The sequence below is a fragment of the Streptomyces cinereoruber genome, from assembly GCF_009299385.1.
Lineage (GTDB): Bacteria > Actinomycetota > Actinomycetes > Streptomycetales > Streptomycetaceae > Streptomyces > Streptomyces bikiniensis.
Genome location: NZ_CP023693.1, coordinates 2,576,703 through 2,589,712 on the forward strand (window position 1 = coordinate 2,576,703; position 13,010 = coordinate 2,589,712).

Genomic DNA, 13,010 nt, shown 5'->3' on the forward strand with positions numbered 1-13,010 from the left:
GTCAGCCCCCCTGGTCCCGTCAGCCTCCTGACGTCTTGGGCACGATCTGGACGTCGAGGTCGATGCTGATGCTGGACCCGACGGCCGCGATGCCGCGCGCGAGCAGCGTCTGCCAGGTGAGGGTGAAGTCCTCGCGGTGGAGCTCGGTGGTGGCGCGGCAGGCGCACCGGGTCTCCCCCTCCAGGCCGTTCCCGAGGCCCAGGTACTGGGTGTCGAGGGTGACCGTGCGGCTCACCCCGTGGAGGGTGAGCGCCCCTGTGACGGCCCAGCGGCTGCCGCCCCGGTGGGCGAAGCGCTCGCCGTAGAACTCCAGCGTCGGGTACTTCTCGACATCGAGGAAGTCGCCCGAGCGCAGGTGGTCGTCGCGCATCCGCACCCCGGTGTCGATGGAGGCCGCGTCGATGACGACGTGCATCGCGGAGTGCTCCATGCGGTCGGCGATGCGGACCGCGCCCGCGAAGGCGTTGAACCGGCCGTGGATCCGGGCCAGTCCGATGTGGCGCGCCGTGAACCCGATCTGCGAGTGCGTCGGGTCGATCTCCCAGTCGCCCGGCTCCGGGAGCGGGGGCTGCGGGGCGACCTGGAGCATGACGTCGCCGAGGCCGGTGTGGACGCCCTCGGCGACGACGGCGGTGCCGTGGTGCGGCGTGTAGCCCTCGGCGGTGACCGCGAGCCGGTACTCGCCGGCCGGCACGGTCGCGAGCGCGGTGCCGTAGGGGTCGGTCTCCCCGGCCAGCACCTTGCGCCCCGCCGTGTCGCTGACGACGAACTCGGCCTGCCGGACGGGCTCGTGCACGGGGTCGAGCACCCGGCAGCTCAGCACCCCCGCCGAGGACGGGACGGCAAGACCGGCGAGCGGCCCGCCCCGCGCGGCGTTCCCTCCGCGCTTCCCGAAGAGACGATCGAACATTCTTCACGCACCCCCGTGCGACTCGTTCACTGTGCAACGAAGTCGCATTCGATCACCGATGGGACGTTCGAGGCAAACCGGAGCAAGTGTCGGCAAGTGTTACCGGGAGTCCGAATTGACACTCTCTTCCCGTACCGAGGGCGGCGACGCGATGGATCACGTGGCGGGCGGCGGGGCTACGCGGCGGGCGGCGAGACGACGGGCAGCGCGTCGAGCGCGATGCCGAACAGCTCCCGGTACGCCTCCCGCACCTCGTCGTCCCCGTCGAGGATCCGCTCGTCGCGCTCGCCGTGGGCGCTGGTGATCAGTTTCGTGCCGCTGAGGGTGATCCGGCCCTCCTCGGTGAGCCGGGAGCAGACGAGGGAGCGCGTGAAGTGCGAGTCGGGCGAGGTCCGGTGGTACCAGGCCCCGGCCGCGAAGTCGGCGAGCTCGCGCGGCCGGGTCTCCGCCAGGTACTGGGGCTTCCCGTCCCGCAGCACCTCCAGGTCGCCGTCGGCGGTCTCCACGATCCGGAAGACACCCCCGGGGTCCTCCTGGTCGTCGCGCACGTCGAAGGCCAGCGGGAAGTGGCTGTGGTCGCCGAACCCGACGTCGGCCAGCCACCGCTCCCCCTCCGCCGTCTCCACCCGCAACGCCATGTGGTCGTACGGGATGCCCAGCTTCCCTCCCTCCCCGACGACCCGCGCCTGGAGCAGCTCGACCCCGTACCCGAGCCCCCTCAACAGGACGGCGAACGCCGTGTTGATCTCGTAGCAGAAACCGCCCCTGCGCGCGCCGACCACCTTGTCGAGGAGCGCCTTCCCGTCCAGGACGACGGACTCGCCGAGGTGGATCGAGAGGTTCTCGAACGGCACGGTCCGCAGGTGGCGCAGGTGCAGCTCGCGCAGCGCGGCGGCGTCCGCGCGGTCCGGCCGCTCCGCCCCGATGCGCCGCAGGTAGGCCTCGACCTCGGACGGAGCGGGCACGAAGGGCGCGGGCGGGACGGAGGGCCCCTGCGGCGCCGGGGACTCGGACGGGACGGCGGGTGTCGGCTGCGTGGTCATACGAACAGTCTGCCGCCCCGGTCCACCGTCCCAGGCCCTTCGTATCACCGATTCCCCATCCCCTACGGGGAGTTCATCCGCCCTTCGGTACGGCCATGAGCCCCCTCCCCGCCCCCGTCACCGCGATCGCCCCGTCCCGGTCGGTGCGCAGCACCCGTGCCCCGCCGTCCCGCAGTGCCTCCAGCGTCCGGGGCGACGGGTGGCCGTACGGGTTGTCCAGGCCGGCCGACACGAGCGCGAGCCTCGGCCGCACGGCCCGTATCAGCGCCGGGTCCTGGTGCGCGGACCCGTGGTGGGCGACCTTGAGCACGTCCACCGGCGCGAGGCCCGGATGGACCCGCAGCAGCGCCCGCTGCGCCGGCGGCTCCAGGTCCCCGAGGAGCAGCAGGCTCATCCCTCCGGCGGCACGGACGAGCAACGCGACACTGGCGTCGTTGGGCCCCTCGAAGGACCCCCCGGCCGCCGCCGTGCCCGCCACGGTCCTCCCGGCCGTCGGCCACGGCCAGAGGACCCGCCACTCCAGGGCCCCGACCCTCCGCCGCTCCCCCGGACCGGCACGGATCACCGGCACCCGGGCCCCGGCCGCCGTCCGTCGCACGAACGCGGCCTGGGCGGGCGGCTCTTCGAGCCCCGTCGTCTGGATCGCCCCCACCGACCGCCCCCGCAGCACTCCCGGGAGCCCGGCCACGTGGTCCGCGTGGAAGTGGGTGAGCACCAGCAACGGCACCCGTCTCACCCCGAGTTCACGCAGACAGCGGTCCACCGGCTCGGGGTCGGGGCCCGCGTCCACCACGACGGCGGAGTCCCCGCCCGCCGCGAGCACGGTCGCGTCCCCCTGGCCCACCTGGCACATCGCGAACACCCAGCCCGGCGGCGGCCATCCGGTGGCCCACCGGGCCAGCGGCGCCGGCCGCACCACGGCGAGCAGGAGCAGGGCGGCGACGAGGGCGCCCAGCACGCCCCGGTGCGGCAGTCTGCGCGCCCCGAGGACCACGGTCGCGGTGAGCAGCGCGAGGGCCAGCCCGCCCCACCACCCGCCGGGCCAGGCCAGCTCCGCCCCCGGCAGCGCGCTCCCGGTGCGGGCCACCCACGCGATCCACCGGACCGGCCACCCCGCCACCCATGCCAGGCCCTCCGCCGCCGGCATCCAGATCGCCGCCAGGGCCAGCGCGCCGAACCCGCACACCGTCGCGGGCGCCACGGCGAGTTCGGCGAAGAGGTTCGCCGGGATGGCGACCAGGCTCACCCGGGCCGCGAAGACCGCCACGACCGGAGCGCACACCGCCTGCGCCGCCAGGGCGGCGGCCAGCGCCTCCGCCAACCGGCCGGGCATCCCGCGCCGCCGCAGCGCGTCGCTCCACCGGGGAGCGATCGTCAGCAGCGCCCCCGTCGCCAGGACCGAGAGCAGGAACCCGTAACTCCGGGCGAGCCAGGGGTCGTAGAGCACCAGGACGAGGACGGCGGCGGCCAGCGCGGGGACCAGCGACCTCCTGCGCCCCGTGCCGATCGCGAGCAGCGCGACGAGGCCGCAGGCGGCGGCGCGCAGCACGCTCGGGTCGGGCCGGCAGACGATCACGAAGGCCAGCGTCAGACCGCCCCCGGCCACCGCGGTGACCCGCAGCGACAGCCCGAGCCGGGGCGCGAGCCCACCCCGCTCCGCCCGGTGCGCCCGCCCGGGCCGCCCGATCAGCAGGAGCAGCACGATCGTGAGGTTGCTGCCCGACACGGCCAACAGGTGCGTGAGATCGGTGGCTTCGAAGGCGTCCCTCAGCTCGGAGCCGACCCGGGAGGTGTCCCCGACGACCAGACCGGGCAGCAGGGCCCGCGCGTCGGGATCGAGCCCCTCGGTCGCCTTCCGCAGCCCCGCGCGCAGCTCCCCCGCCGTCCGTTGCGGCGCGCTCGGCCGGCCCACGACCAGTGGCGGGGCCGAACCGTCGACCTTGAGCACCGCCGCGAACGGCTCGCCCGGATGCGCCGGCGGCGCAAGACGGCCGCCGACCCGCAGCCGGGTGGAGGGCAGGAGCCGCAGCCACGCCTCACGCCCTTCTCCCGGCGACACGATCAGCAGGACCGGCGCCCGGGTCCGGTGGACCGCACCGTCCGACCGCTCGACCCGGGTCACCTCACCGTCCAGGACGACCGAGACCGGGGCCATGGCGTTGCCCCGCACCTTCGGCCGGGTGAGCCGCGGATCGGAGGTCACCGCCACCTCGAAGCGCGCCCGCGCGTACTCCTCGGCGAGGACCGGTACGGGCCCGCGCCGCAGGTCCGCCGCGTGCAGCCCCGCCGAGGCGGCCCCGGCCGCGGCGCACAGCAGGACCCCGGCCCACGCGGTGACCCGCAACCGCCGCCCGGCGACACCTCCCGACGGGCCCGCGCCACACCCCTCTCCGGAGCCTCCTCCACGGTCGGCCGTCCCACGGCTCCCCTCCGGGCCTCCCCTCCGCCGGACCGCGCCCCGCGCCAGCAGGACCGCCGCCCCCACCAGGCAGGCCGTGACGCCGGTCACCACCCACCATCCGGTGACGCCCACGGCCCAGGCCGCAGCCGCCCAGGCCGCCGCCGCGAGGGGAACGAGCCGCAGGTCGGCCGGCCCTTCCCACCGGTCCCCCTCCCGCGTCTCCGCCTCCTCCTCCACCACCTCCGTCCCCGTTTCCGCCCTCTCGGCCGGTCCCCCGCCCCGCTTCACGGCCGGACCAGTGGTTCGAGGTCGGCGAACCTCCGCTCGCCGATGCCGGTGACCTCCCGCAGCTCGGCCACCGACCGGAAGCCGCCGTGTTCCGTGCGGTGGTCGACGATGTGCCGGGCGAGGACCGGTCCGACGCCCGGGAGGGTGTCGAGCTGTTCCACCGTGGCCGTGTTGAGGCTCACCGGCGTCCCCGGAGCGCTTCCCCCTCCTGTTCCTCCCGCGCCCCCTCCGCTTCGGGGGCCGGGCCCGGCGACCCGCGCTCCCGGCACGTCGACCAGGACCTGTTCGCCGTCGGACAGGACACGCGCCCGGTTGATCCCGGTGAGGTCGGCGCCGGACCGCACCCCGCCCGCCGCCCGCAGGGCGTCCGCCACCCGCGACCCCGCGGGCAGGGTCAGTACTCCCGGCCTGCGCACCTTCCCGCCCACGTCGACGACGACCTTCCCCGCGGAGGACACCGACGGGGCGGGCGGGACGGGCGGCGGCCCCGCCTCCTCCCGGGCCTCCGGCTCCGGCCCGGACCGCCCTGCGGGCGCGACCGTCGCGGGCGCGGCACGGACGAGTTCGGGGGCGCGCACCGGCTCCGGGCGGCCCGTCCAGAAGTAACCGCCCGCGAGCCCCGCGGCCACGAGCAGGACCACCGTCAGCGCGGCCAAAGTCCTCGGCTCCAGCCCGCACCGCGTCTGCACCCACAGCGGAAGCCGGTCGCGGGCCCCCGCCACCAGCCGCTCCCGCACCCCGGGCGACGGGGCCGGCAGAACGTCCCGTTCCGGGACCTCGGCCGTCTCCGCCCCGGTGGGCGGCTCCGTCGGGAACAGGGCGTCCCCCCGGCGCCGTACGACGCCTCCGGGCACTTCGGAAGGCCTCCCCGCCCGGACGCGCCGCCGCCCTCGCCCGGGAGGCGAACCGCGCCCTCCGGGACGACCGCGTCCGTCCGAACCGGCCGCCCTCCCGGGCCCGCTCGTCGGCCCGCGAGCCGTCCTCACCGCCCCGGGGGCAGCCGTGCCCGTGCCCATATCCGTCGTATCCGTGTCGATGTCCGCGGTACCGACGGCGGTGGTGGTGGTGCTTGATGCGATGGATGCACGAATCGTCATGCACGTGACGGTAGGGATCGTGGACACCCCGTGCCGGGCTCACCCGAGGTCCGTGGACAGCGGCCCCGCTGTGGAAAACTCCGTCACCCTCACGGGCGACGGACGCACGGCCGACGCACGGCCCGGGGGCTCAGCGGGGCGAGACGACGACCGCGAGGAGCCCGGGGCCCGTGTGGGCGCCGATGACCGCGCCCACCTCGCTGACGTGGAACTCCCCGATCCCCGGGACGCGCTCCCTGAGCCGGTCCGCGAGCGTGGCGGCACGCTCCGGCGCGGACAGATGGTGCACGGCGATGTCGACGGCCCCGGAGCCGGCCCGCTCCACCGCGATCTCCTCCAGGCGCGCGATGGCCTTCGAGGCCGTCCGCACCTTCTCCCGCAGCTCGATCCGCCCGCCGTCGAGTTCGAGGAGGGGCTTCACCGCGAACGCCGAGCCGAGGAGCGCCTGCGCGGTGCCGATCCGTCCGCCCCGGCGCAGGTAGTCCAGGGTGTCGACGTAGAAGAAGGCGGAGATCCCGGCGGCGCGCTTCTCGGCCGCCGCGACCGCCTCGTCGAGCGAGCCCCCGGCCTCCACGGTCCGCGCCGCCGCCAGGGCGCAGAAGCCCAGCGCCATTCCCATCATGCGGGTGTCCACCACGCGTACGGGCACGGGGGCGTCCTTCGCGGCGAGCACGGCCGCGTCGTAGGTCCCGGAGACCTCGGCGGACAGGTGGAGCGAGACGATGCCCCGCGCACCGGCCTCGGCGGCCTCGCGGTAGGTCTCGGCGAAGACCTCGGGGCTGGGGCGGGAGGTGGTGACGGACCGCCGCTTCTGGAGGGCCTGGGCCAGGGCCTCGGCCGAGATCTCCGTGCCCTCCTGGAGGGCGCGGTCGCCGATGACGACGGTCAGCGGGACCGTGGTGATGCCGTGCCGCTCCGTCGTCTGGCGTGGCAGGTAGGCCGTGGAATCGGTGACGATCGCGACATGCCGGGACATGAGCGGGAGGTTACCCGCCGAAGCCCCCGCACGGCAGCCCGGCCCCCCAACGGCCCGCCGGACAGGTCCTGGGCGTCGGCCGTGGCGTCAGGTGGTGGTCTCCGGGCGGGCCGACTTCTCCCAGGGGTGCGCGGTCAGCCGGGGGTCGGGCCCCGTGATCGCGGACGGCTCGCTCCGGGGCCCAGCGTCCGCCGCCCGGCCGGTGGCCCCGGCAGGATTCCCGGTGGGGCGTCCCGGCTCCTCCGTACCGGCGGAGGCGGCGCCCGGCGCGGGCTCCGGGTCGGTCCAGTGGCGCAGGGCTCCGGCCTCGACGTCGATCTGGGCGCTGAGCGTCGACAGGTCGTCCTCGGCGAACCGCAGGGCCCGGTCCCGGGCGGCGCGGCGCAGCGCGTCGGCCGAGCTCGTGATCCGCTCGGTCCGCGCGGTGAGTTCGGGGAGCTGTCCGGCGACCCACGCCCGGTCGGGCTCCCGCTCCAGGCGCTTGAGGTCGGCGTCGAGTTCGAGGCCGTGCGCGCTGAGCCGGTGGAACAGGTCCAGCGACTCCTTCAGCGAGGCGTCCTGGCCGACGCCCGCCTGCAGGGCATCCTGCGTGGCGCGCATCGAGGTGCGCAACGAGAGCCGCAGCCGGGCCAGCTCGCCCGCGGCGCCGGCCTGGCCGAAGCTCTTGGCCCGCAGCGTGGTGTCCTCGACCGTGCGCCGGGCCTGGTCCAGGGTGCGGTCGACTCCGCGCTTGGCGGCCTTCGTCACCTTCACGGCGGCGTACACCCCGAGCGCCACGAAGGCGACGAAGAGCAGCGCCAGGATCGTGAGAATCGCGGCTTCCATGGGCGCCCCTCCGGCATCGGTCGACTCGCCGCGCGGTTCGTCACGCGGTTGTGGTTCCTCCACGGTAAACGGAACGGGCAGGCCGAGGGTTCCATCGGAACCCCCAACCTGCCCGTAGGGGAAACCCCTATGCGCGACTGTTGACCGAGCCGCGCGTCAGCGGCCCGCTAGCCCGCGACGATGTTGACCAGCTTCGGCGCGCGCACGATCACCTTGCGGATCTCGGCGCCGCCCAGGGCCGAGACCACGTGCGGGTCGGCCAGGGCCAGGGCCTCCAGGTCCGCGTCCGTGATCGACGGGGAGACCTCCAGGCGGGCCTTGACCTTGCCCTTGATCTGCACGACGCAGGTCACGGTCTCGTCCACGACGTACGCCGGGTCGGCGACCGGGAAGTCCTGGTGGACGACCGATCCGGTGTGGCCCAGCCGACGCCACAGCTCCTCGGCGATGTGCGGGGCCAGCGGGGCGACCAGCAGCACCAGCCGCTCCGCGACCGTGCGGGAGACCGCGCCGCCGGACTTGGTCAGGTGGTTGTTCAGTTCGGTGATCTTGGCGATGGCGGTGTTGAAGCGCATCGCGGCCATGTCCTGCGCGACGCCGTCGATCGCCTTGTGCAGGGCGCGCAGCGTGTCCTCGTCGGGCTCGGCGTCGACCACGGTGACCTCACCGGTCGACTCGTCCACGATGTTGCGCCACAGCCGCTGCAGCAGCCGGTACTGGCCGACCACCGCGCGCGTGTCCCAGGGGCGCGACACGTCCAGCGGGCCCATCGCCATCTCGTACAGGCGCAGGGTGTCGGCGCCGTACTCGGCGCAGATCTCGTCCGGCGTCACGGCGTTCTTCAGGGACTTGCCCATCTTGCCCAGGACGCGGGAGACCTTCTCGCCCTGGTACCAGAAGCCGCCGTCGCGCTCCTCGACCTCGGCCGCCGGCACTGCGATCCCGCGCGCGTCCCGGTAGACGAAGGCCTGGATCATGCCCTGGTTGTACAGCTTGTGGAAGGGCTCGGCCGAGGAGACGTGGCCCAGGTCGAACAGGACCTTGGACCAGAAGCGCGCGTACAGCAGGTGCAGCACGGCGTGCTCGGCGCCGCCGACGTACAGGTCGACGCCACCGGTCGGCATGCCCTCGCGGGGGCCCATCCAGTACTGCTCGACGGCCGGGTCGACCAGCTTCTCGGAATTGTGCGGGTCCAGGTAGCGCAGCTCGTACCAGCAGGAACCGGCCCAGTTGGGCATGGTGTTGGTCTCGCGGCGGTACTTCTTGGGGCCGTCGCCCAGGTCCAGGGTGACGTTCACCCAGTCCTCGTTGCGGGACAGCGGGGTCTCCGGGCGGGTGTCCGCGTCGTCCGGGTCGAAGGTGCGCGGCGAGTAGTCGTCCACCTCCGGCAGTTCCAGCGGCAGCATCGACTCGGGCAGCGAGTGGGCGACGCCGTCCTCGTCGTAGACGATCGGGAAGGGCTCGCCCCAGTACCGCTGGCGGCTGAACAGCCAGTCGCGCAGCCGGAAGTTGACGGTGCCCTCGCCGATGCCGCGGTCGGCCAGCCAGGCGGTGATCCTCGCCTTGGCCTCGGTGACGCCCAGGCCGTCCAGGGAGATCTCGTCGTTGGCGGAGTTGACCAGCTCGGCCTCGTAGGAGGCGAAGGCGTCGTCCCAGGTGGACGGGTCGGTGCCGCGGTCGTCCGAGGGCTCCACGACGCAGCGCATCGGCAGCTCGAAGGCGCGCGCGAAGGCGAAGTCGCGGCTGTCGTGCGCCGGGACGGCCATGATGGCGCCGGTGCCGTAGCCCATCAGGACGTAGTCGGCGATGAAGACCGGGACCCGCTCGCCGCTGACCGGGTTGGTCGCGTACGCGCCGGTGAAGACGCCGGTCTTGTCCTTGGCCTCGGCCTGGCGCTCGACGTCGGACTTGGAGGCGGCCTGCTTGCGGTAGGCGTCGACGGCCTCGGCGGGGGTGGCGTGGCCGCCGGTCCACACGTCGTGGGTGCCTTCGGGCCAGGCGGCCGGGACGATCTTCTCGACCAGGTCGTGCTCGGGCGCCAGGACCATGTAGGTGGCGCCGAACAGGGTGTCCTGGCGGGTGGTGAAGACGGTGATGGCACCGGCGTCGCCGACCTGGAAGTCGACGCGGGCGCCCTCGGAGCGGCCGATCCAGTTCCGCTGCTGCAGCTTGATGGCCTCGGGCCAGTCCAGCGCGTCCAGGTCGTCCAGCAGGCGGTCCGCGTAGGCGGTGATCCGCATGTTCCACTGGCGCAGCTTGGACTTGAAGACGGGGAAGTTGCCGCGCTCGGAGCGTCCGTCGGCGGTGACCTCCTCGTTGGCCAGGACGGTGCCCAGGCCGGGGCACCAGTTGACCGGCGCGTCGGAGGCGTACGCCAGGCGGTACTCGCCCAGGACGTCGGAGCGCTCGGCGGCGCTCAGCTCGCTCCACGCGCGCGTGGTGCCGGGGACCTCACGGGTGCCGTCGGCGAACTGCTCGACCAGCTCGGCGATCGGACGGGCCTTTCCGGCCTCCGTGTCGTACCAGGAGTTGAAGATCTGCAGGAAGATCCACTGGGTCCACTTGTAGTACTCCGGGTCGATCGTGGCGAACGACCGGCGCTTGTCGTGGCCCAGGCCCAGCCGGCGCAGCTGGACCTTCATGTTCTCCATGTTGGCCTCGGTGGACACGCGCGGGTGCGTGCCCGTCTGCACGGCGTACTGCTCGGCCGGCAGGCCGAAGGCGTCGAAGCCCAGGGTGTGCAGCACGTTGTGGCCGGTCATGCGCGCGTGGCGGGCGAAGACGTCCGTCGCGATGTAGCCCAGCGGGTGGCCGACGTGCAGTCCCGCGCCCGAGGGGTACGGGAACATGTCCATGATGAACTTCTTGGGGCGCGCGGCGACCGCGGGGTCGCCCGCCAGGTCACCGGTGGGGTTCGGGGCCTCGTAGGTGCCCTCGGCGTCCCAGAAGTCCTGCCAGCGTGCCTCGATGTCGGCGGCCATGGCCGCCGTGTAGCGATGCGGGGCCGCCGTCTCGGCGGCCGTATTGATCTCGGTCATGGTCCTTGAAGCTCCATCGATCGTCTCTGCCCACGGCCACTGAACTGCCCGAAACGAAAAATCCCCTCGCACAGGAGGGGATGCCGCGCCGACTCCGACGGGACGTCTGCCGTCCGTCGGAACTGGTCAGCGCGGCTCGGTAAGCAGGAGGCGTACGGCACGCATGGCGCCAGGGTACCGCAGCGACCACACGGGCCGCACCGGCGTTCCGGGGGCCGGGACACGAGAAAGCGGGCCACCCGATCCGGGTGACCCGCTTTCCCCTCCACGGGATCCGTGGAGTTTCTGTGGAGCTAAGGAGAATTGAACTCCTGACCTCCTGCATGCCATGCAGGCGCTCTACCAACTGAGCTATAGCCCCTTGCTTTCCGTCTCCGTTCCGGTTTCCCTCGCGGCGACAGACAGAACATTAACCGGCTCCCCGGCAGATCTCCAAATCGATTCCCGGAGCCCCTCCGGGCCGCCGGGTAGGGTCGCCGACTGTGTCCGTCTCCGTGCTCTCGAAAACCCGTGTCCGGCCGTGGCCCCTGGTCACCGCCGCGGCGGTCTGCCTGCTCTCGTTCGCGGCCTTCTGGGTGGCGCAACGCCTCGCCCACGTGAACATGCTCGACGTGATGGTCTACCGGGCCGAGGGCGAGACGGTCCGGGCCGGCGGCGACCTGTACGCGATGCGCGCCACCTCGGCGAACCTCGGCATGACGTACCCGCCCTTCGCGGCCCTGCTGTTCGTGCCGCTGACCCTGGTGGGCGTCCCGCTGATGCGGACGCTCACCACCGGCGGGAACCTGCTCCTGGTGGTCGCCCTGGTCCAGCTGTCGGTCCAGCTGGCCCGCCCGTCGCTGTCCCGCGCGGACCTGTGGCGCGCGACGTTCTGGATCGCCGCGGTGGTGGTCTGGTGCGAGCCGGTGTGGACGACCCTGCGGTACGGCCAGATCAACCTGCTCATAGCCGTGGCGGTGCTCTGGGACCTCACGCGGCGCGAGGGCAGCCGCTGGGCCGGCCTGGGCATCGGCCTGGCGACCGCGGTGAAACTCACACCGGGCCTCTTCGTGGTCCTGCTGCTCGTCGCGGGCGTGCTGCTGTGGCGCCGGGACCGGTCCTGGAACCAGTGGCTGCGCACGGCGGCGACGGCGACGGGGGTGTTCCTCGGGACGACGCTGGCCGTGGTGGTCGCGCTGCCCGCGGACTCGAAGAAGTTCTGGACCGAGACGCTGTTCGAGACGGGCCGGGTCGGCTTCGCCGAGGAGACCGCCAACCAGTCGATCCGCGGCGTCCTGGCCCGGCTGATGCACACCGACGACCCGGGCATGTGGTGGGCGGTGACGGCGGCCCTCATGGGCGGCGCCGCGATGGTGGTGGCGGTACGGGCCGCGCTGCGCGGCGACAGGGCCGTGGCGGTGGTCGTCTGCGCGTTCACGGCGCTGATGATCAGCCCCATCTCGTGGTCCCACCACTGGGTGTGGTGCGTTCCGCTGCTGATCCTGCTCGTGGACCGCGCCACGCGCGCGTGGCGGGTGGCGGGGCCGGTGGCCCTGGTGTTCGCGTCGTTCGCGCTGTGGTGGGTCCCGCACGACCCGGGCCGCCCCGAACTGGACCAGAACGCGGGCCAGATGCTGCTCTCGGCCGTCTATCCGCTGACGACGACGGCGCTGCTCGTGGGGTACGTGCTGACGCGACGGAAGCTGCGCGGGACGGAGGCCGGGCGCGGGGTGAACGCCGGGCGCGGGACGGAGACCGGTACGGAGGCCCCGGAACCGCCCCTGGAGGCCGTACCGGAGCAGGAGTCCCGGACCGCGCCGGAGCGGGAGCGTCAGGCCGTGGCGAAGGAGTAGAACCGCTTGAGGGTGCAGTGCTCGTCGAGGAGCCGGCCGTAGATCGGCTCCCCCTCCAGCTCGCGGTAGGTCTCGATCGGGTCGCCTTTTATGATCAGCGCCCGCGCGCACTCCTCGCACCAGTACTGGAAATCCGGGTTGACGGGGTCCATGTCGCGCACGATGGGCGTGCCGCTGCCGCACCAGTCGCACTTCCGCCTGTGTGCACCCATCAGTCAGCTCCAGCTGTGGCCGCAGGTCGCGCGCCCCGTCGTACACCTGGTCGTGCACCAACAGGACACCCTGCCGTTGTCGCCGAGCACGTGGGCCACCCTCCCGTCCGGATCCTGTCCCCCTCCGGCCGTCCGATTCTGCCATGGCCCCGCAAGGGGGCCGGCGCACTCGGCAGAATGGGGCGAAACGACGAATCCCGCCCCCTGCTGGGGACGGGATTCGGTGACTGTGGAGCTAAGGAGAATTGAACTCCTGACCTCCTGCATGCCATGCAGGCGCTCTACCAACTGAGCTATAGCCCCTCGTGTTCTTCGCGCTCCGCGCTGCGAACAAGAAGAACTCTAGCCTGTGACCTGCCGGAAAGTGAAATCCGGGTCCGGCGGCCCC

General features: G+C 73.3%; 9 protein-coding genes and 2 tRNA genes. 1 reads left to right on the forward strand and 10 read right to left on the reverse strand.

What is annotated here, in order from left to right; all coding sequences use genetic code 11:
* Window positions 1-19: 19 nt before the first annotated feature.
* From CP977_RS11485 to CP977_RS11520, 8 genes are all read right to left on the reverse strand, one after another.
* Complete coding sequence (locus tag CP977_RS11485) at window positions 20-910, reverse strand: YceI family protein (RefSeq protein WP_152370041.1); 891 nt, start codon at window positions 908-910, stop codon at window positions 20-22.
* Between the two features lie 176 nt (window positions 911-1,086).
* Window positions 1,087-1,953, reverse strand: a complete 867-nt coding sequence (locus CP977_RS11490; protein ID WP_079131211.1) for an arylamine N-acetyltransferase family protein — start codon at window positions 1,951-1,953, stop codon at window positions 1,087-1,089.
* 73 nt (window positions 1,954-2,026) lie between these two features.
* A complete protein-coding gene (locus CP977_RS11495) occupies window positions 2,027-4,594 on the reverse strand; it encodes a ComEC/Rec2 family competence protein (protein ID WP_229991655.1) in 2,568 nt (855 codons plus the stop codon).
* A 44-nt stretch (window positions 4,595-4,638) separates the two neighbouring features.
* Entirely contained in the window at window positions 4,639-5,496 is an 858-nt protein-coding gene (locus tag CP977_RS11500; RefSeq protein WP_308017199.1) for a ComEA family DNA-binding protein, read from the reverse strand.
* Window positions 5,497-5,869: 373 nt separating this feature from the next.
* Window positions 5,870-6,715 carry a DegV family protein gene (locus tag CP977_RS11505; RefSeq protein WP_062755750.1) on the reverse strand — a complete coding sequence of 282 codons (846 nt, stop codon included), beginning with the start codon at window positions 6,713-6,715 and terminating at the stop codon, window positions 5,870-5,872.
* Between the two features lie 87 nt (window positions 6,716-6,802).
* The gene (locus CP977_RS11510) at window positions 6,803-7,540 is read right to left on the reverse strand and encodes a hypothetical protein (protein ID WP_062755748.1); all 738 of its coding nucleotides are present in this window, start codon (window positions 7,538-7,540) and stop codon (window positions 6,803-6,805) included.
* A 167-nt stretch (window positions 7,541-7,707) separates the two neighbouring features.
* Window positions 7,708-10,578, reverse strand: a complete 2,871-nt coding sequence (gene leuS, locus CP977_RS11515; protein WP_152370044.1) for a leucine--tRNA ligase — start codon at window positions 10,576-10,578, stop codon at window positions 7,708-7,710.
* Between the two features lie 288 nt (window positions 10,579-10,866).
* Window positions 10,867-10,939 (reverse strand) — tRNA-Ala (locus CP977_RS11520).
* A gap of 121 nt (window positions 10,940-11,060) precedes the next feature.
* Between CP977_RS11520 and CP977_RS11525 the strand changes: the two genes are divergently transcribed.
* Entirely contained in the window at window positions 11,061-12,410 is a 1,350-nt protein-coding gene (locus CP977_RS11525; protein WP_062755740.1) for a glycosyltransferase 87 family protein, read from the forward strand.
* Here the strand turns inward: CP977_RS11525 and CP977_RS11530 are convergent.
* Window positions 12,389-12,622: a hypothetical protein gene (locus tag CP977_RS11530; protein WP_030211122.1), complete on the reverse strand. Its 234-nt coding sequence runs from the start codon at window positions 12,620-12,622 to the stop codon at window positions 12,389-12,391. The genes CP977_RS11525 and CP977_RS11530 overlap by 22 nt on opposite strands.
* 230 nt (window positions 12,623-12,852) lie before the next feature.
* Window positions 12,853-12,925, reverse strand: a tRNA-Ala gene (locus CP977_RS11540).
* Window positions 12,926-13,010: the final 85 nt, after the last annotated feature.